The 15,653-nt window shown below is 60.0% G+C and carries 16 protein-coding genes and 2 pseudogenes; 7 read left to right on the forward strand and 11 right to left on the reverse strand.

Annotated elements, in window-relative coordinates; translation table 11 throughout:
* The first annotated feature begins 10 nt into the window (after positions 1–10).
* The 3 genes from SO140_RS25350 (at position 11) to SO140_RS25360 (ending at position 2,157) form a co-directional block, all read left to right on the forward strand.
* Positions 11–1,105: a DUF7482 domain-containing protein gene (locus SO140_RS25350; protein ID WP_498543328.1), complete on the forward strand. Its 1,095-nt coding sequence runs from the start codon at positions 11–13 to the stop codon at positions 1,103–1,105.
* 96 nt (positions 1,106–1,201) lie between these two features.
* The gene (locus tag SO140_RS25355) at positions 1,202–1,747 is read left to right on the forward strand and encodes a carboxymuconolactone decarboxylase family protein (RefSeq protein WP_498543329.1); all 546 of its coding nucleotides are present in this window, start codon (positions 1,202–1,204) and stop codon (positions 1,745–1,747) included.
* Between the two features lie 47 nt (positions 1,748–1,794).
* Positions 1,795–2,157 carry a DUF488 domain-containing protein gene (locus tag SO140_RS25360; protein WP_498543330.1) on the forward strand — a complete coding sequence of 121 codons (363 nt, stop codon included), beginning with the start codon at positions 1,795–1,797 and terminating at the stop codon, positions 2,155–2,157.
* Here the strand turns inward: SO140_RS25360 and SO140_RS25365 are convergent.
* The 9 genes and pseudogenes from SO140_RS25365 to SO140_RS25405 form a co-directional block, all read right to left on the reverse strand.
* A complete protein-coding gene (locus tag SO140_RS25365; RefSeq protein ID WP_498543331.1) occupies positions 2,154–2,546 on the reverse strand; it encodes an OsmC family protein in 393 nt (130 codons plus the stop codon). The two genes, SO140_RS25360 and SO140_RS25365, sit on opposite strands and share 4 nt — an antisense overlap.
* A 76-nt stretch (positions 2,547–2,622) precedes the next feature.
* A complete protein-coding gene (gene hemF, locus SO140_RS25370) occupies positions 2,623–3,510 on the reverse strand; it encodes an oxygen-dependent coproporphyrinogen oxidase (RefSeq protein WP_498543332.1) in 888 nt (295 codons plus the stop codon).
* A gap of 7 nt (positions 3,511–3,517) precedes the next feature.
* On the reverse strand, positions 3,518–3,892 hold the full coding sequence (locus SO140_RS25375; protein WP_498543333.1) for a DUF1003 domain-containing protein: 375 nt from the start codon (positions 3,890–3,892) through the stop codon (positions 3,518–3,520).
* Between the two features lie 4 nt (positions 3,893–3,896).
* Positions 3,897–4,207, reverse strand: a pseudogene (locus SO140_RS25380) (NADPH-dependent FMN reductase family protein); the annotation flags it as partial.
* A 623-nt stretch (positions 4,208–4,830) separates the two neighbouring features.
* Positions 4,831–5,319 (reverse strand): bacterioferritin, encoded by a 489-nt coding sequence (gene bfr, locus SO140_RS25385; protein ID WP_498543334.1) that lies wholly within the window; start codon positions 5,317–5,319, stop codon positions 4,831–4,833.
* 110 nt (positions 5,320–5,429) lie between these two features.
* Complete coding sequence (locus tag SO140_RS25390) at positions 5,430–5,693, reverse strand: (2Fe-2S)-binding protein (protein WP_498543335.1); 264 nt, start codon at positions 5,691–5,693, stop codon at positions 5,430–5,432.
* 147 nt (positions 5,694–5,840) lie between these two features.
* Positions 5,841–6,614: a caspase family protein gene (locus SO140_RS25395; RefSeq protein ID WP_498543336.1), complete on the reverse strand. Its 774-nt coding sequence runs from the start codon at positions 6,612–6,614 to the stop codon at positions 5,841–5,843.
* A 204-nt stretch (positions 6,615–6,818) separates the two neighbouring features.
* Entirely contained in the window at positions 6,819–7,178 is a 360-nt protein-coding gene (locus tag SO140_RS25400; RefSeq protein WP_498543337.1) for a hypothetical protein, read from the reverse strand.
* 350 nt (positions 7,179–7,528) lie between these two features.
* Positions 7,529–7,891 carry a hypothetical protein gene (locus tag SO140_RS25405; protein WP_498543338.1) on the reverse strand — a complete coding sequence of 121 codons (363 nt, stop codon included), beginning with the start codon at positions 7,889–7,891 and terminating at the stop codon, positions 7,529–7,531.
* Positions 7,892–8,656: 765 nt separating this feature from the next.
* Between SO140_RS25405 and SO140_RS25410 the strand changes: the two genes are divergently transcribed.
* From SO140_RS25410 to hemA, 4 genes are all read left to right on the forward strand, one after another.
* Complete coding sequence (locus tag SO140_RS25410) at positions 8,657–9,286, forward strand: hypothetical protein (protein ID WP_498543339.1); 630 nt, start codon at positions 8,657–8,659, stop codon at positions 9,284–9,286.
* Between the two features lie 91 nt (positions 9,287–9,377).
* Complete coding sequence (nhaA, locus tag SO140_RS25415; protein WP_498543340.1) at positions 9,378–11,222, forward strand: Na+/H+ antiporter NhaA; 1,845 nt, start codon at positions 9,378–9,380, stop codon at positions 11,220–11,222.
* Between the two features lie 102 nt (positions 11,223–11,324).
* On the forward strand, positions 11,325–11,558 hold the full coding sequence (locus tag SO140_RS25420) for a DUF6894 family protein (RefSeq protein ID WP_498543341.1): 234 nt from the start codon (positions 11,325–11,327) through the stop codon (positions 11,556–11,558).
* Positions 11,559–11,925: 367 nt separating this feature from the next.
* Positions 11,926–13,155, forward strand: coding sequence for a 5-aminolevulinate synthase (gene hemA, locus SO140_RS25425; RefSeq protein ID WP_498543342.1), 1,230 nt, complete (start codon positions 11,926–11,928; stop codon positions 13,153–13,155).
* A gap of 134 nt (positions 13,156–13,289) precedes the next feature.
* Here the strand turns inward: hemA and SO140_RS25430 are convergent.
* Both SO140_RS25430 and SO140_RS25435 read right to left on the reverse strand, forming a co-directional pair.
* Positions 13,290–13,664, reverse strand: a pseudogene (locus SO140_RS25430) (transposase); the annotation flags it as partial.
* A 57-nt stretch (positions 13,665–13,721) separates the two neighbouring features.
* Positions 13,722–14,681 (reverse strand): hypothetical protein, encoded by a 960-nt coding sequence (locus tag SO140_RS25435; protein WP_498543343.1) that lies wholly within the window; start codon positions 14,679–14,681, stop codon positions 13,722–13,724.
* Positions 14,682–15,653 lie beyond the last annotated feature (972 nt).

Raw genomic sequence — 15,653 nt, forward strand, 5'->3', positions numbered from 1 at the left:
AGGTAGGGTCATGAAGCCTAGCAAAAAGTTCAACAGATGTATTTGTGGATCGATGATGATCTTCGTGGTGTCGTTTTCGGCACCTCAAGAAAGTCTAGCGGCCAATCCGGCTGCCGACAAAAAAATCACAAAGCAATTCCTTACGTCGGGCCAAGTGGACCTCGTACGAGAGGTGGTGACGCTTCCGCTCCATCGCGGGCGTCTTTCTTCGGGAGAAGCTGTTTGGTTCGTGCTCACCGACGTAAGTGATTTTGCTACTTCGAAAAAGATGGGACTCACATGGGCGCCGAGTCTCGCTAAGGCCAAAGACCTGACGAGCACACGGGTTGCGGAAATGGACGGCTCGGGTAACTTCACGTTCAAATCGGGTCGGATCGATTTCTCACCGCCTCAGACGTTAGTGGCCGGCGAGGCGCCTAATTTTTTTCCTCCTAAAACGGCCCGAGCCGGGTCTGTCGGGGATGCGCACTACAGCCCATTGGTTCGGGTGACGAACAATAAGGACATTGTCTTTAATGCTCCGGTCATCGCGTTCAATGTCGGACCCGAGAAAATCTCGTTTTGCAACGGTAGCCCCGATTACTCGGTCGTGACGGACTCCGTGGCGAGCATCTGTCCTGATAAGGGCACGGTTGATTTGAAGCTCCGGTTTGGCTTCGCGAACGGCAGACACCTGCGTTATCTTAGTTTTGACGCAAACTCCGAGGAGACGGCGACCCTCGAGTCCTCCACCTTTGCGCCGGCGGAAAGCGACATTCTTCAGAGTGGCGCGACAGAGGTGATCTATACGATTGTGAACGGCAACATGGGTGCGAAAGATCCGAACCGCCAGGGGCTCGACAGCGCTCTTAACGGAGAGGGGCCCTCGCTCGACGTCCTCGCGCACTTCACGGAGATCAGCGCGGGATACTCTCCGATGTGGGACGTACGTCTGGCCGAGTGGACCAAGGACGCTATCTCGAAGAATCAACGGAAACTGATCACTGATGGCGACGATCTCGAAGCCAAAAGTGCCTCAGGCTTACTGGTGAGCCCCGCTGGAGGGCCAGTCAAGACGACGGGGAATCTGGTGAATTGTCCGGTCGTGGGCTTCACCGATGAATAATCTCCTGGCCGCATAACTGCGCTTCCCCCGTTCATGCGGGAGAGCGCAATGTCTCTGACCCGAATAAACGTTTGCGAACTGAAGTAGGAGGATCAAGTGCCCCGTATTGCCATTCCGAAGCGCGAGGACGCCCCCGCGGAGTCCAAGCCGATCCTCGACAACGTCAATAAGATACTGGGCTTCGTGCCCAACCTGCATCGCCTCATGTCGATCAGCCCGAACGCGATCTCAGGCTGGGCTACGCTGATGGGATCGCTCGCGAAGACGCTGGACGTCAAAACGAGAGACGGGATCGCGCTGGCGGTGTCGGAGGCGGACGGTTGCGACTACTGCCTGGCCGCGCACAGCTTCACCGCGGGCAACCTGGCCAAAGTCCCGGTGGACGAAATCGAGCTGAACAGAGAGGGCCGCTCGAGCGATCCCAAGCGCCAGGCTGCGGTCGCCTTCGCGAAAGCGCTAATCGAGACGCGCGGTAAAGTTTCCGACGCCCAGTTTGCGGCGGTCAGGGATGCGGGGTGGACAGACGCAAACATTGTCGAGATGATCGCGTTGACTGCCCAGTTCCTGTTGACCAACTTCATGAACAATGCGGTGCAGACCCCGATCGATTTTCCCGAGGTCAGTCCCGCGAAGGCACGCTAAAGCGAGGTCCCCTTCTTTCTTTGGAGAGGGGACGGTTGGAGAATCCAATGTCTCGACGGTCCCCGCGGCTTGGTGTCAAGCGCGTCTACGAGCCGCCCCAGGCCTCGGACGGCACGAGGGTGCTTGTCGACCGCATCTGGCCACGCGGGCTCACGAAGGAGCAGGCCAGCGTCGACGTGTGGCTGAAGGACATCGCGCCGAGCACTGGCCTCAGGACCTGGTTTGGCCATTTCCCGAACCGCTGGCGTGAGTTTCAGAAGCGATACTTCGAGGAGCTCCGCTCCAATCACACCGCGGTCGATCACCTGACGGATCTTGTATCGGCGCGCAAAGTCACGCTGCTCTTCGGCGCGCACGACGCCGAGCGCAACAACGCCGTGGCGCTCGCGGACTATCTCGCGGCTCACTAGTCGGGGTCGATGTTCGGGATCGGAAGCTCCAGGTCGTCGTCATAGTGGGCGCACTCCTCGTCGCCAAGGTTTCCTTCGAGCCTGATGGAGCGCTCGAAGGAGTCGCGGCTGCCATCCCCGCCATGGTGGTACGACGCGGCTACGGCGACGTGGGAAAGCGCGATTTTCCGCCTTCGCGCCAGCAGCCGTATCGTCATCGCCGTGCACAATCGCGAGATCGTCGGACAGTGCGGCGTGGCCGCTTGCTGCGAGCGCGGCGAAGCCGCCTTTGACGGAGAGACGCGCGCCTTGCCGAGCTTGAGCCGCCAGACAGGCTCGGCCGTCGACCAAAAGTTTCGCGCAAACGCGAGAATTGCGGTTGCGACCTCTCGCGGCGAAAACGGTGCCAACTCGGGCGCAAATTCGATCGCGACCCTACGCCATCTCGGCCGATCAGTGTCGCGTGCGGCAGTCTGGTCATCGGGTTCAGGGCCATTTCACCTCGGGCGGCATCGACGATAGGATCGAATCGATATTGCCGCCGGTTTTTAGCCCGAACAGCGTGCCGCGGTCATGCAGCAGGTTGAACTCGACATAGCGCCCGCGCCGGATCAGTTGCTCCTCCCGGTCCGCCGCCGTCCAAGGGGTCGCAAGGTTGCGCCGGACAAGTTCGGGATAGATCTTCAGGAACGCGCGGCCGACGTCCTGCGTGAAGGCGAAGTCGGCGTCCCAATCGCCGGAATCGTGATGGTCGTAGAAGATGCCGCCGATGCCGCGTGCTTCCTTCCGGTGCGGCAGGCAGAAATAGTCGTCGCACCATTTTTGGTATTTGTCGTAGGGCGCAACCGCCGCGTGCGCGTCGCAGGCCGATTTCATTGCCGCGTGAAAGGCGATCGTATCCGGATCGACCTGGGTGCGGCGGCGATCCAGAACCGGCGTCAGATCGGAGCCGCCGCCGAACCAGGATTTTGTCGTGACGACGAAGCGGGTGTTCATATGCACCGCTGGCACATGCGGACTGCGCATGTGTGCGATCAGCGAACAGCCGGAGATCCAGAAGCGCGGGTCTTCGGCCGTGCCCTCTATCTGCGCGCGGAATTCAGGCGAGAGCGCGCCATGCACCGTCGAACAATGCACGCCGACCTTCTCGAACAGCCTACCGCGCATCATCGACATCACCCCGCCGCCACCGGCGGCCCCGCCCGGGTCGGTGCGCTGCCAGGGCGTGCGCACAAAGCGGCCAGCGCTACCGGGGTAAAGCGAGGCGGGCGCCTCGTCCTCCAACCGCTCGAACGCCGCGCAAATGTCGTCGCGCAGCGACTCGAACCAGACCCTGGCCTTCCTTTTGCGCATTTCAGTGACGGAAATGTCCATGCGGGTACTAATCCGGGTCGATGTTCAGGATCGGAAGCTTGCTCAGGTCGTCGTAATAGCTTGCCGCCGGCCCGACGCCGACGTTATCGGACGCGCGTGCACCCGACGCCGACTGCTCCAGCAGCTCGGTCAGCATCCTGACGGCCTCCGTTAGCTTGAGGATTTCGCGCTCGCGCAGTTGGTCGATCTTCTGATGCAGCAACTCTATCTCGAGCTCCGCCTTTACGTTGATGCGGTAGTCATTCTCCGCAGCCCTGCGATCAATGTCCTGTTGCCGGTTCTGGCTCATCATGATGACTGGCGCGGCGTAGGCCGACTGGAACGAAAGAGCGAGATTGAGAAGAATGAACGGGTAGGGGTCCCAGCCCCTGATCGCGCCCACCAGGGCCGGTGATCTCGTCAATTTTCATCTGGCCGGTGAGCCCGTAGTTCAGTCCGACAACCGTCATCCCGAAGTGGAGCAGGTTGATGATGATTGTGAACAGCGTTGTCTCATGGCCGTCGTACCGCGTTGCCGACGACGTGAAGGCGCCGCCGACCTTGCCATGGAGGGCGGCTCCTTCGCCCATTGTCCGCCAGCCTGGCCGAGAAAGCGTGCGATTGGGGACGACACTCTGTCAAAGCGCGTGCCTGTGCTCACAACGATTGCGTCGTAATCGGCGACGTCGTTGATGCGCGCGCTTGGGGCGGTCTGGCCGAGCTTGTGGTTGGCTGACCTGGCGGCCTCGGCAGATCGGCGGACGCCCCTGCCACCCGCCTGCCCGCGGCGATTTTCGTGTCGGAGCTTCTCGACGCGTTCGTGGAAAGAGCAATAGAGCACTAGTACTTTCGCCATGGGAGACTTCCATCATGTGGGCGCGGGCCCGTTTTCACGTCTTCGGGTGTTTCGCTTCGCTCCGGCACACGGCACCGAAACGCGTGGAGATCACACAGCGCGAGAGCGGACGGTTGGGGATCTGTGTCTGCTAGGTTAGCTTGCCCCAGAGCCGGGTAAAGTTATTGTATCAATAGCAGCCGGGAATGCCGCGCGGTCACGGCGACGTGCTGGCCGGAGTCGTCCTTGAGCAACACGTGGCTCGGGGTGCCGACGACGATGGTGAGCGAAGCTGTTTGCGCGCATCCGCTCAATAACGGCCGCGTGGAATGTCCGGAACTCGGGTCGACTCGCCGGCGATAGGCTAGGTTGCAAAGCTCTCTGTCACGCTCGCCTACGATCGAGCACAACTGTCTGGAAGCGTGAGCGGCACCAATCATTACAGCGGCCCGTATTTGCGAAGACGTCCGCCGCGCTTCTCCGCCTGCCATGGACGGAGCGAAAGTTCAGTGCTCTCCTGTCTCGAGCCCACCGACATGGTTCTGGGTGTAAAGCTCGAGTCCGATCCGGTTGATCAAATCAAGCTGCGTCTCGAGGAAATCGATGTGGTGTTCCTCGTCCGCCATCAGGTTCTCGAACAGGTCGCGCGTGACATAGTCCTTCACGGAATGACAATGTGTCGCCGCCTCTTGATACAGCGCACGCGCGCTCATCTCGGCGGCAAGGTCGCAATCGATGATTTCCTTGACGTTCTGGCCGATCCGCAAGGGGTCGAGCACCTGCATGTTAGGAAAGCCTTCGAGGAAGATTATCCGGTCGGTGATGCGGTCGGCGTGCTGCATCTCCTCGATCGACTCTTTGCGCCAGACTTTGGCCATGTCCGAGATGCCCCAATTGGCCATCAGCCGGTAATGCAACCAATACTGGTTGATAGCAGTGAGCTCGTGACGCAATCCCTTGTTAAGATACTCGATGACTTTGGGGTCGCCCAGCATGATGAACTCCTCCAAGGTTTGAGGCCGGATCTTTGCCTTTCGTTAGCTTAGAACAATTCTGAAGAAGAACAAGCAGGCGGGAATCCCCGGGGCACGAAACAGCGAGGCACTTATCTAGCCCTGGGCGCGAATTTGAGCTCATCCTGCGCGTCATCGATGATCCGGCGATGCTGGCAGCCGGCCCGACAGGCTAGTGCACATTCCCTCTTGGCCTCGTCGATGATCGTCTTGATGGTGCGCGCGCAGCGACCGCATTCGGCGCTGCAGCCAAGGCAGTCATAGATCTGCTTGGCATTGCGCAGCGCGTCGTCCGCCGTGTTCACGGCGTGACGAACATCGTGGTCGCTGAGGACATTGCAGGAGCAGACGATCATGAAACGCGAAAAGACCTTCAGTGATGCGTCATCGATATGGGACGGCGACAGGACGCATTGGAGGTTCCAAACAAGGCGGAGATGGCGAGAGGCACCCTCCCATGGGAAGTCAGCCTTGACCTTGCAGGTCAGCAGAAATCTGTTTGATCACTCGGGGCGACCGCTGGCTGCAGAGCCGACGGAGGACACGGGAGCGCCCCTCCGTTCCGGCCAAAGATTAACGCTCTCGGTTAGCGTAGATGATACAGCTGGAATCTGTTGGCCCCGGGTAGCAGTCATCACTGCGTTTCGGGTGTTGTTGAAGACCTCCTCGATCCCCTTCGAGGGATCCATCTGCGCAAGAAGGGCGGTCATCAGCTGACTATGTAGTTCATTCGCGTCTTCGACGACCTGGTCAGGCGCCGCTGAGCTCAGGATGAGCGCGTTCTCGCTCGTGTGAATGGGTGCAAGTCCGTGTGAGTAAGTCCTGAAGCGTCGCTCGTAAGGATTGCGGCGTGAGGCCTCAATGACTACAAGCCTGACGCGTGCTCCGGAAGTCTTGAGTTGCGAAAGGAGACGGTCGATGCTTACGCCTTGTCGACGGACGTCTTCTTCACCCCAGATCTTCGCATCGACTGGGATTAAATAATTTTGCCCGTCAGATTGGACGCCGTAACCTCCGAAATAGACTAACACAATTGAGTTAAAACGTACTCTTGCCCTGAAATGATCGATTGCGCGGATCATGTCGGGGCGCGTCGCATTGTCGACGGTGTCGACCAGAAAGCCGCCTTTGCGAAAAGCATTTGTCAAACCCTCCGCATCGCGTGTCATTTGGGAAAGAGGAGAACCGGCATCGGGGTAGGTTGAATTGGCAATCACCAGAGCTAGCCGATTAGTATCAAGGGGTGCGGATACACCCGACCTGATAGGCGCGCTCATGGGCCGAGGCTTCTCCAACCGCGTAGTCCTGTCGGAGCCGGTTGAGAGCAAGCCGAGCAGGGCTGCAACGCCGACCAGTAATCTGGGAACTGTCATTTCATTATGGTCTCCAGGCGCCGAGGAAACGCTCCTCTCGGTAAGATGGCTTGCGCCGTCAGAGTTCGAGCTAAAGTCGCACCCGGTCGCGTGCTGCTGTTGCGTCCTTCAATTGCGTCGCGCTGTCCAGTAGCCTAAGCATCGCGCCGTTCCTGAGTGACCGCTCCAGGTCCCCCGACCGGACGTTGCGAACAATTTGCCCGCACCCGTGGCATATTTGTCTTGGACCGTCACCGAGGCGCGAACCGCGCCGGATTTTGTGACGTTGCCTCGAAATCTCACGAGATTGGGATGCGTGACAATTCCGTTGGTCACATCGACAGTAAAGGTGAAACTGGAATCGCAGGCTCCTTTTTGCGTCACGAAGGCGAGGTCCCAGGAGCCGTCGAAGGCCGAGTGCCCGTATGCTGCCGGTGCAAAGACAATGAAGCAGCTCGCCGTTGCGATCAGAAGGGAACGCTTTGTCATGATAGTTCTCCTTGCTAAAGGCGGACATCAACCGGGTGACGGTTCCTGCCGAAATCCGACGAAAATCCTCCCAAAGTGACGTGCGCATGACCGAGGAATGCTAAAATCTCTCGGATAAATGTTGGATAGCGGCGGCTTGAGGGAGCCGTACGCTGCCAGGCTTTGGCGTCACCACCGGGCGTAGTCACCACCGGCCAAAAGAGAAGCCGGGATAGTAATAGGTCGGACAGCTCCAATATCATCGTCAATCCATTGGATGTCGTCGAAGGTGGTGATCTGATCGCGGATCACCGGAGGCCGGCGCCGACTTCCTTAGATGCACGCGTCAGCCTTCGGGAGCGCAGAGGAGTTTACCGATACGGCGGACACGTCGGTGCGTCGGTCCAGGGCGCTGTCGCAAAGGCGCCGACACGCGGTCCGGGCGCGCAAGCTGAGCTGTAATGTCCGTAGCCGTAGGCTCCATAATTATAGGTCGGATCGCCCCAATACGAACTATAGGCGGGATAGCTCCAGTACGAATTATAGGTGGGATAGTACGAAGGGTAGGGATGACCTCGCCGCACCTGATAGCGCACGTGCGTCGCCACGGCTGGTACCGCTGCCTTGATCGACGCGCCATTGATCGGCGCAGCAGACGATTCGGCCGTGGCGGTCGCCGCGATAGGAATAGCGACTGCGAGCGCAATCGCGAGGCTGCGGACTTGAATGTTCATGGTAGCTCCTGTTCGTTTTAAACCACCCAGCGAGAATGACCTTGCAACGCCGAAGAGGGAAATCACCGCCGGCCATAGAGTCGATAAACGATCATTATTGGCGCCGCCCGCGTGACGTCGCGGCGAGGAACGCCAACAGTTGTACCTGTAGAGGCTCCCGTTGCCCCATTGGACCGATCGAGGTTGCGCGTACGACATTCGTGGTGCGGGGATTTTGAAGCAAAACCTGGAAAGTTGGAAATCCATGAGAGCGGCAGTCACCGCACCAATGCTTGTAGAAAGAGTGAAGCCTGTGCCGTACGCCAAGCTCCTTCAGAGTGAGAGGCGTTCCTTTCAACCCGGCAGGAGACCGCGAGTTCAGGGGCAAGCTGTCCTGCAGTCTTCTGCGGCATGCCTATACTCGTAATTCTGATTGCGGCGACGTGTACGCCGGCGCGTCAGCCTCACGACCGCGCTCGTGGCATCAGCGTTATTGCTGTGGAATCAACTGATCCGCGTCTGCTTGAAGGAGAGGCACGTGAACATCTGTTCGCGGTAGCCGGGAGTTCGCTTCGGCGAGGCGGCGCAACGGGAAGGGCCGCACTCCTGCCGCAGCCCGCCGAGCGTCTCTCAGATGTTCTGATAACGGTCGGCTATCGACTCCATGGCGAGAGGTGATTTTCCTTTTGACCGTCATGCACTCAATCTTCGAGCCATCGTCGCCTGCCCTCGTGTACGGGCAGAAGCCAGTGTCCCGTTGAATGATCACAGGCCAGGAGGTCCGACATGCAGATCAAAGACACAATCGGTGTTTCATTCTTCGGCTCTGTCGAACGCCCGCTGCCCGAAGATGTCGTCGTGCTCGTGGACGGCGCCGGCGTCGCGCTTGGAGTGCAGCGTGCGTTCAGGGCAAGGGTGAGTGGCGTGCGCGATGACGGTAGCGGCCTCATCGCGTCCAAGTGCCTGGAGATCCCGCTCGCCGGGGCCGACGGCGAGGTCTCGGGGATTTTGTGCCACACCAGCCCGCGGTCCGACACGCGAGGCGCGTTGCTTCGGCGGCAGCTCCTCGACGCTGCGCGACCGCGCGCCACGCCGATCGACGGGTTTGTCGCAAGCATTTGCCTCGCAGCGATAGCGGGCACGCTTGACCGCGCGTTGCGTCCGGACATCACGGTTCGCGCCGAGATCGCCCCTGACTTATGGGCCTTCAATGCCGACCCGGTAGAACTGTACTTCGCTTTACTGAACCTCTGCCGAAACTTGGATGATGCTATGCCGGACGGCGCCGTGATCATCGTCGCCGCGCGGAACGTCGAACCTTCCTCTGCCGCGGTCCGGGGATTCGTCGAGATCATCGACGACGACGGGGAGCTATTCCACGTCGTCCGACCTACGGCGGCTGCGCCGACGGCGTAGCCGGCGCAAACACCTGGAGACCGGTTCAGCGATGGAGCTCATGATCCCATCCGGCCGCCTCGACCGTCCGGTCGACCACGAGACGGACCACGTGCTCGGCCCCGCCGATGCCGAGATCACGCTCGTCGAGTACGGCAGCTACGCGTGTCCGCATTGCAGGGCTGCCAACGAGCGCATCGCACAAGCCCGCGACCAGCTCGGCGACCGCGTCTGCTACGCCTTCCGGCACAATCCGCTCAAGGACAACCCTCTTGCGTTTCGAGCCGCCGAACTCGCTGAGCTTGCCCAGACGCCCGAAGCGTTCTGGTCCGCGCACATCAATCTGATGACGAGGTCGATGGAGCTCACAGAGGATGACCTCGTGGCGGTGGCCAAAAACCTCGGCGTGAACGCCGACTTCAACCTCGGCGACAGCGACGCCGCGCGCCGCGCGAGAGCGAGGGTCGAGGCGGATGTCACAAGCTCCCGCGCAAGTGGCGTAAGGTTCACGCCGACCTTCTATATCAACCGCCGGCGCTACGACGGACCCTGGGACGAGAGTTCTCTCGTCGACGCGATGCTTGGCACACTCGGCCACCGCGTCCGCACGGTAGCCCTCGACTTCGCGAGCTGGGGCCCATCCGCCGGCATTTTGCTGGTCCTGGCGACCGTGGTGGCGATCGTCGTGACGAACTCTCCGATCGGACCGGCGTTCGACGCGTTCTGGCGCCAGGAGCTCGGCGTGAGCTTCGGCGAGGCGGCCTTCCGGATGTCCATCCTCCATTGGGTCAACGACGGCCTGCTGACGGTGTTCTTCCTGGTCGTGGGATTGGAAGTGAAGCGCGAGATGACAGTCGCCCACCTCGCAAGCCGCCGCTCCGCCGCGCTTCCGATTGCGTCCGCGCTCGGCGGCATGATCGTGCCGGCAGTTCTGTATGCGCTGGTCATCCCTGCGGGGCCGTGGTCGCTTGGTTGGGGCGTCCCGATGGCGACCGACACGGCGTTCGCGATCGCCTTGATCGCCGTGATGGGGCCGCGCGTCCCCGTGGAGCTGCGCATCTATCTCACCGCGGCGGCCATCGTCGACGATATCGGTGCGATCGCGGTCGTCGCTGTGTTCTACTCGCGCGAGATCCATCCGGCCTACCTTGCCGCGGCCGCGGCGGTGGTGGTTGCGCTGGCGCTACTAAGCCGATGGAGGGTTTACCTGCTGTCCCCGTACATCCTGTTGGGCGTCACGTTGTGGGCATTCGTCTACGCGAGCGGCCTACATGCTACGCTGGCCGGCGTGATCCTTGCGCTGTTCATTCCGACGCGGCCGCCCGCCGACTTGGCAGCCTTGATGACGCAGGTTAGCACTATAATAGCCTCCGAGGCCCGGCACGAGGGCGAGGTGCTCAGGCACGGCCCCTCCACGCCGGCACTGCACGCGCTTGACGCGATTTACGACAGAATTGAATCGCCCGCCGACCGGCTGCTACGGCACGCCGGGGCGAGGTCGAGCTACGTTGTCCTTCCGATTTTTGCACTGGCTAATGCGGGCGTGACGATCAACCCCGGCGCGTTCGTTGGGCATGGGTGGCTCATGGCCGCAATCGTCGCCGGCCTCGCCATAGGAAAGCCGGTCGGCGTCTTCCTCGCGGCCGCAGCAGCCGTGCGCACAGGCATGGCCGTCAAGCCGGCAGCGTACACGTGGCGGCAGTTGGCCGGGGCGGGAGCCCTCGCTGGCATCGGCTTCACGATGTCGCTCTTCATCGCCGGGCGGGCCTTTCTGGCCGCCACCGACCTCTCGGCCGCCAAGATTGCCGTGTTCGCCGCGTCGATTCTCTCGGCCGCCGTCGGGACTGTCGTACTCTGGACTGCTTCGCGTCAGGAGCTTTTCGAAGTGGCGCCGCAGGGCGCACATGCAGGCATCATAGCCAGCCAGTGTTTGTGCCAGACGAAGGAGGAGGTCTAACGATGATCCTACTTACCAGTACGACAGTGGCAGTAGCTGACGGCGAGGACACCAGCAACGCTGAGATATCGTGGCGAACCGTCGCATTTGAGGAGGTTGAACGTGACCCAGATATATTTCCACTGCTCGAACACGAAGAAGGTTTTCGTCGATCGCCGCGGCGCCGTGGTGGACGATCTTGCTGAGGCCCGCGATCATGCGACACGTGTCGTGCAATCCCTTATCCGTGGGCGCAGTCCCGAGGATTGGCGTGACTGGGTCTTGCATGTCAGCGACGACCAAGGCGATGAGCTCTTCGTTGTCCCCTTCACTCTCGTGCTTGGAAAATCGCATTGAAGATCGCCGTGCTCCTGGCGATCCTTTTGGGCTAAGGCGCACATGTTCCACCTAGAAATCAGGCGCGGCTGGAGCCTCGAGACTATCTTGAGCTGAAAGAGCGCACCCTGATCGGCAGAAGCCGGGTTGGCAGTGTACAGGAGACGGCTGGGCAGCGGTGCAGGTTAGAATTCTTCAGGAGTTCTCGGCCGACCCAGGTGAGGGCCCTCCAACATGCGGACCGTCACGTATCTTTGCGATCGGTGTTTTTCGTCCCGAGGCCGCCCGCCTCATCGCAGGTGTTGTAGGCGACGGCGTTGAGTCGGATGGGCTAGTTGGATCGGTGAAGTCGCAATCGTTGAGCATAACCGGACGGAGATTTTTCTCTATGGTCTATGATCATTTCTTTTCTGCGGCGCTTGCTCGCCTGCTCGCCGAACGACGCTACCGGGTATTTGCCGATCTCGAGCGCATGGCCGGGCATTTCCCGCACGCGACATTGCATTCGCCAGACGGTCCGCGCCCGGTCGTGATCTGGTGCTCGAACGATTATCTCGGCATGGGGCAACACCCGAGGGTGATCGGCGCCATGGTCGGAACTGCCATTCGCATGGGGGCTGGGGCGGGCGGCACTCGCAACATTTCCGGCACCAACCATCCGCTGGTCGAATTGGAGCGCGAGCTCGCCGACTTGCACGGCAAGGAAGCGGCGCTGGTTTTCACCTCGGGGTACGTCTCCAACGAGACCGGCATCGCGACCATCGCCGGGCTGCTTCCAAACTGCGTGATTCTCTCGGACGCCTTGAACCACAATTCGATGATTGAGGGCGTGCGGCGCGCCGGCGTGGAAAAGAAGATCTGGCGTCACAACGACGTTGGCCACCTCGAGGAATTGCTGGCGGCGGAGGCGCAAGACCGGCCGAAGTTAATCGTGTTCGAGGCGCTATACTCGATGGACGGCGACATTGCGCCTGTGAACCGCATCTGCGACTTGGCGGAGCGCTACGGCGCCATGACCTATATCGACGAGGTCCATTCGGCCGGCATGTACGGACCGGCGGGCGCGGGCATCGCGGCGCGGGAAGGGGCCTTGGACCGCATCGACGTGATCGAGGGCACGCTGGCAAAGGCGTTCGGCTGCATCGGCGGTTACATCGCGGCGAGTGCAGACGTCATCGATGCGGTGCGCTCTTACGCTCCGGGATTCATTTTCACGACGGCATTGCCGCCGGCAGTCTGCGCGGCTGCCACAGCAGCGATTAGACACCTCAAGGCCTCGCAGGGGGAGCGCGACCGCCATCAGGACCGCGCATCGCGGGTAAAGGCCGTACTGAATGCTGCCGGCCTGCCGCTGATGGCAACCGACACGCACATTGTGCCGGTGATGGTGGGGGATCCGGAGAAGTGCAGGAAAGCGAGCGAACTCCTGCTCGCCGAGCACAGCATCTATATCCAGCCGATCAACTATCCGACTGTCCCGTGCGGCACCGAGCGGTTGCGTATCACGCCGACACCCTATCACGATGACGAGCTGATCGATGCACTCGCTCAAGCACTGGTGGATGTGTGGGAGCGCCTTGGTCTGCCGCTACGATATCGCGAGCGTGCAGAGAAGTAGGTTGTCCGCGCATGGCAGCGTCGGAGAGAAGCGCTCGGATTAGCAAACACCGCTGGCGATTGGTGCGCCCCTCGGCAGTTAAGAGTTGTCGCTCAAGAGAGACACCGAGTCTTCAAAGCAAGAGCGGAGAGCCGTTACGAAAGAGCAACCTCGCTGATGTCGATGGAGACCATCAGTACGAAAGCAAGGTAGTTCGCTGCCAGCTTGTCGTAGCGCGTCGCCACCGACGGCATTGTTTGATCCGGTTGAAGAACCGCTCGACCTGGTTGCGAGCGCGGTAGAGATACAGGCTAAAGCAAATCGGATCGCTCCGATTGCTCTTCGGCGGGGTGTTTGCCAACGCACCCTTCTTCATTGCAAGCTCTCTGATCCAATCGGCGTCATAGCCACGGTGGGCAAGCAACGTTGGCCCGGATTTCAAACGAGGCAGCAGTTTTTAGGCAAGTCGAGCGTCGTGAGCCTCACCGGGGGCTCAGCGCCAGCCAGACTGGTAGCTGCCCGCTGCTCAACGGTTTGCTTTCGGTCCTCTTCGTCGCCCTTGGCCTTCGCGCTCGTGGTTTGCGGCTTTACCTCACCCGCTGCCTGCGTTTGATGGACGTGTATACGCTCGCGGACGCGATCAAAGCGGAAGCGCCTAGAGACACCGATATCGGATACCAGAAGGTGGGATGGACAATCACAAACGGTATCAAGCCGACTGCCAACGCAGGTGGCATATGGACTTTAAACGCCCTCAAAATCGCGATCGAACAAACCATCGTGAACGAAACTCCAAAAAAACCTGGGTGAAGTGTAGAGTTGGCAAACATGCCAACCGAGGCTGTCAGGAAGCATACGAGAGGAAACAGCACCGGCCGCGACATCCAGCCCGGAAGTTCCGGATGGCCAAACAATTCGTAGGCCACGACAACAAGGGGAGGAAACAAGAGAAATCGTAAATCAGTTGCTTGTGCCGCCGCCCCAGAGACCAATACAAATCCAGTCAACGCGACGATCCAAAAGTTATCTTTGGGTGGCGTTTCGGCAGCGTCAATAATTTGACTCTCTTTTCCTTCAGGCAAGTAAATATGAGGATCGAATTGCTTCCAAAGGGTCAGTGTCGAGGCAAGCACAACAAGTCCTGAGAAAATGGCGATGGGATAGACCCAACTTGTCGTCCCAAGAACCATTGGGAGCACGCCTGCAGAGATCGCTGCCCCAATATTCGACCGCAGCAATTTGAGGGTAACAAGGCTAAGAAGAGTAATAGCTGTTATAGCGATTGGGCCATAGTCCCAATGACGAGTGACGATCACACCAATCGCCGCGGTTATGGTCGGGGTAATGATTAGCCTGAGAGGTTGAGTTGCCCATTTTCCTCTAGGACGGGAAAATACATCGAACGCTAACGCCGCAATTTCTGGAAATAGAATCAACGATATTCCCGTGGTATCGGCAGCAAGGCCAATTCCTCCAGCAAACATCACGGCAAGAAATTCGGCAAACCGTTTGGCCAAAGTTTCAGAGCGCAAAAGCGTCTTTTTCACCGGTGCGCCTGACGAGGTTTTCGCGTTTTGTCATCGAATGAAGAGAACTTCTGTCCATTGCACGTAACGGACATCGCATCCGCCACCGCTTTGTTGTGGGTAAAGCACGCGCAGTTGACCTTGCAACGCTAGGCGAGGGAAATCACCTCTCGCCATAGAGTCGATAGACGATCGTTATTGGCGCCGCGCCGCGTGATGCCGTAGCGAGGAATGCCACCAGCCGCGTCTGCAGAGACTCCCGATGCCGCCCTTGGACCAATCGTGTTGCTGCCGTCCTTGACCATGACGCCACTCCTAAGTGGATTTGTCATGCGCCACGTCGCCGACCGGATGCCGGACCGAAGAGAGTGAAAGACATCACCATCGCGTTACGTGGTAACGATCAAGCTGTTCTTGCACACTCAAGTCTGGTGGTGACAGGAAGCCAAATTCCTCGACCCGCCACTCGCTCCGCGCTGCCCCGGACGCGTGACGTCGCCTTTTGGGCCCTCAACCGACATTCGATCGGGCATCTGAGCGGGAAACGTTCGGAGGTTTGCCGATCCGTTTGCCTGGTTTTCCATGTCCCTGATCACGCGAGCTTAGATTCACGATTTATCGCTTGGTTCGGATAAAAGCCCCAGTCCTAGCCGGTTCGCCTGATGTCACAAGCGTGTATTCAACACGCTCTCCCGTGTCGAAAGCTGCTGCTCTAACAAAGGGGCGCGCGAACACATCAGAGCCACCGTCGTCTGTTTAATGAAGCCGTAGCCACGCTTGGAGTCGAACCAAATGACGATCCCCACGCCGGTCTTCGATACTGCCGTTCGCCAGATCATGCTCGAAGTATAGCAGAGCACCTGCGCGGGGTTCTTGCGGGCGGTGGTGGCCCATCCAACCGCTGCCGCCGCCGACCGTGCAGATGGCGCGCCGTGGCTTAAGACAGCCTCGCTGCCGAACTATCGTCGCCCTTAAGGCAACCGAGTCCTTGCC

Source organism: Bradyrhizobium sp. UFLA05-108, from assembly GCF_059803455.1.

What these genes read in the sequence shown, in the direction of transcription:
- hemA (WP_498543342.1), top strand. Translation starts at nt 11,926, where the DNA reads ATGGTCTATGATCATTTCTTTTCTGCGGCGCTTGCTCGCCTGCTCGCC.
- SO140_RS25360 (WP_498543330.1), top strand. Translation starts at nt 1,795, where the DNA reads ATGTCTCGACGGTCCCCGCGGCTTGGTGTCAAGCGCGTCTACGAGCCG.
- hemF (WP_498543332.1), bottom strand. Translation starts at nt 3,510, where the DNA reads ATGGACATTTCCGTCACTGAAATGCGCAAAAGGAAGGCCAGGGTCTGG.
- SO140_RS25350 (WP_498543328.1), top strand. Translation starts at nt 11, where the DNA reads ATGAAGCCTAGCAAAAAGTTCAACAGATGTATTTGTGGATCGATGATG.
- SO140_RS25410 (WP_498543339.1), top strand. Translation starts at nt 8,657, where the DNA reads ATGCAGATCAAAGACACAATCGGTGTTTCATTCTTCGGCTCTGTCGAA.
- bfr (WP_498543334.1), bottom strand. Translation starts at nt 5,319, where the DNA reads ATGCTGGGCGACCCCAAAGTCATCGAGTATCTTAACAAGGGATTGCGT.
- SO140_RS25395 (WP_498543336.1), bottom strand. Translation starts at nt 6,614, where the DNA reads ATGAGCGCGCCTATCAGGTCGGGTGTATCCGCACCCCTTGATACTAAT.
- SO140_RS25405 (WP_498543338.1), bottom strand. Translation starts at nt 7,891, where the DNA reads ATGAACATTCAAGTCCGCAGCCTCGCGATTGCGCTCGCAGTCGCTATT.
- SO140_RS25390 (WP_498543335.1), bottom strand. Translation starts at nt 5,693, where the DNA reads ATGATCGTCTGCTCCTGCAATGTCCTCAGCGACCACGATGTTCGTCAC.
- SO140_RS25400 (WP_498543337.1), bottom strand. Translation starts at nt 7,178, where the DNA reads ATGACAAAGCGTTCCCTTCTGATCGCAACGGCGAGCTGCTTCATTGTC.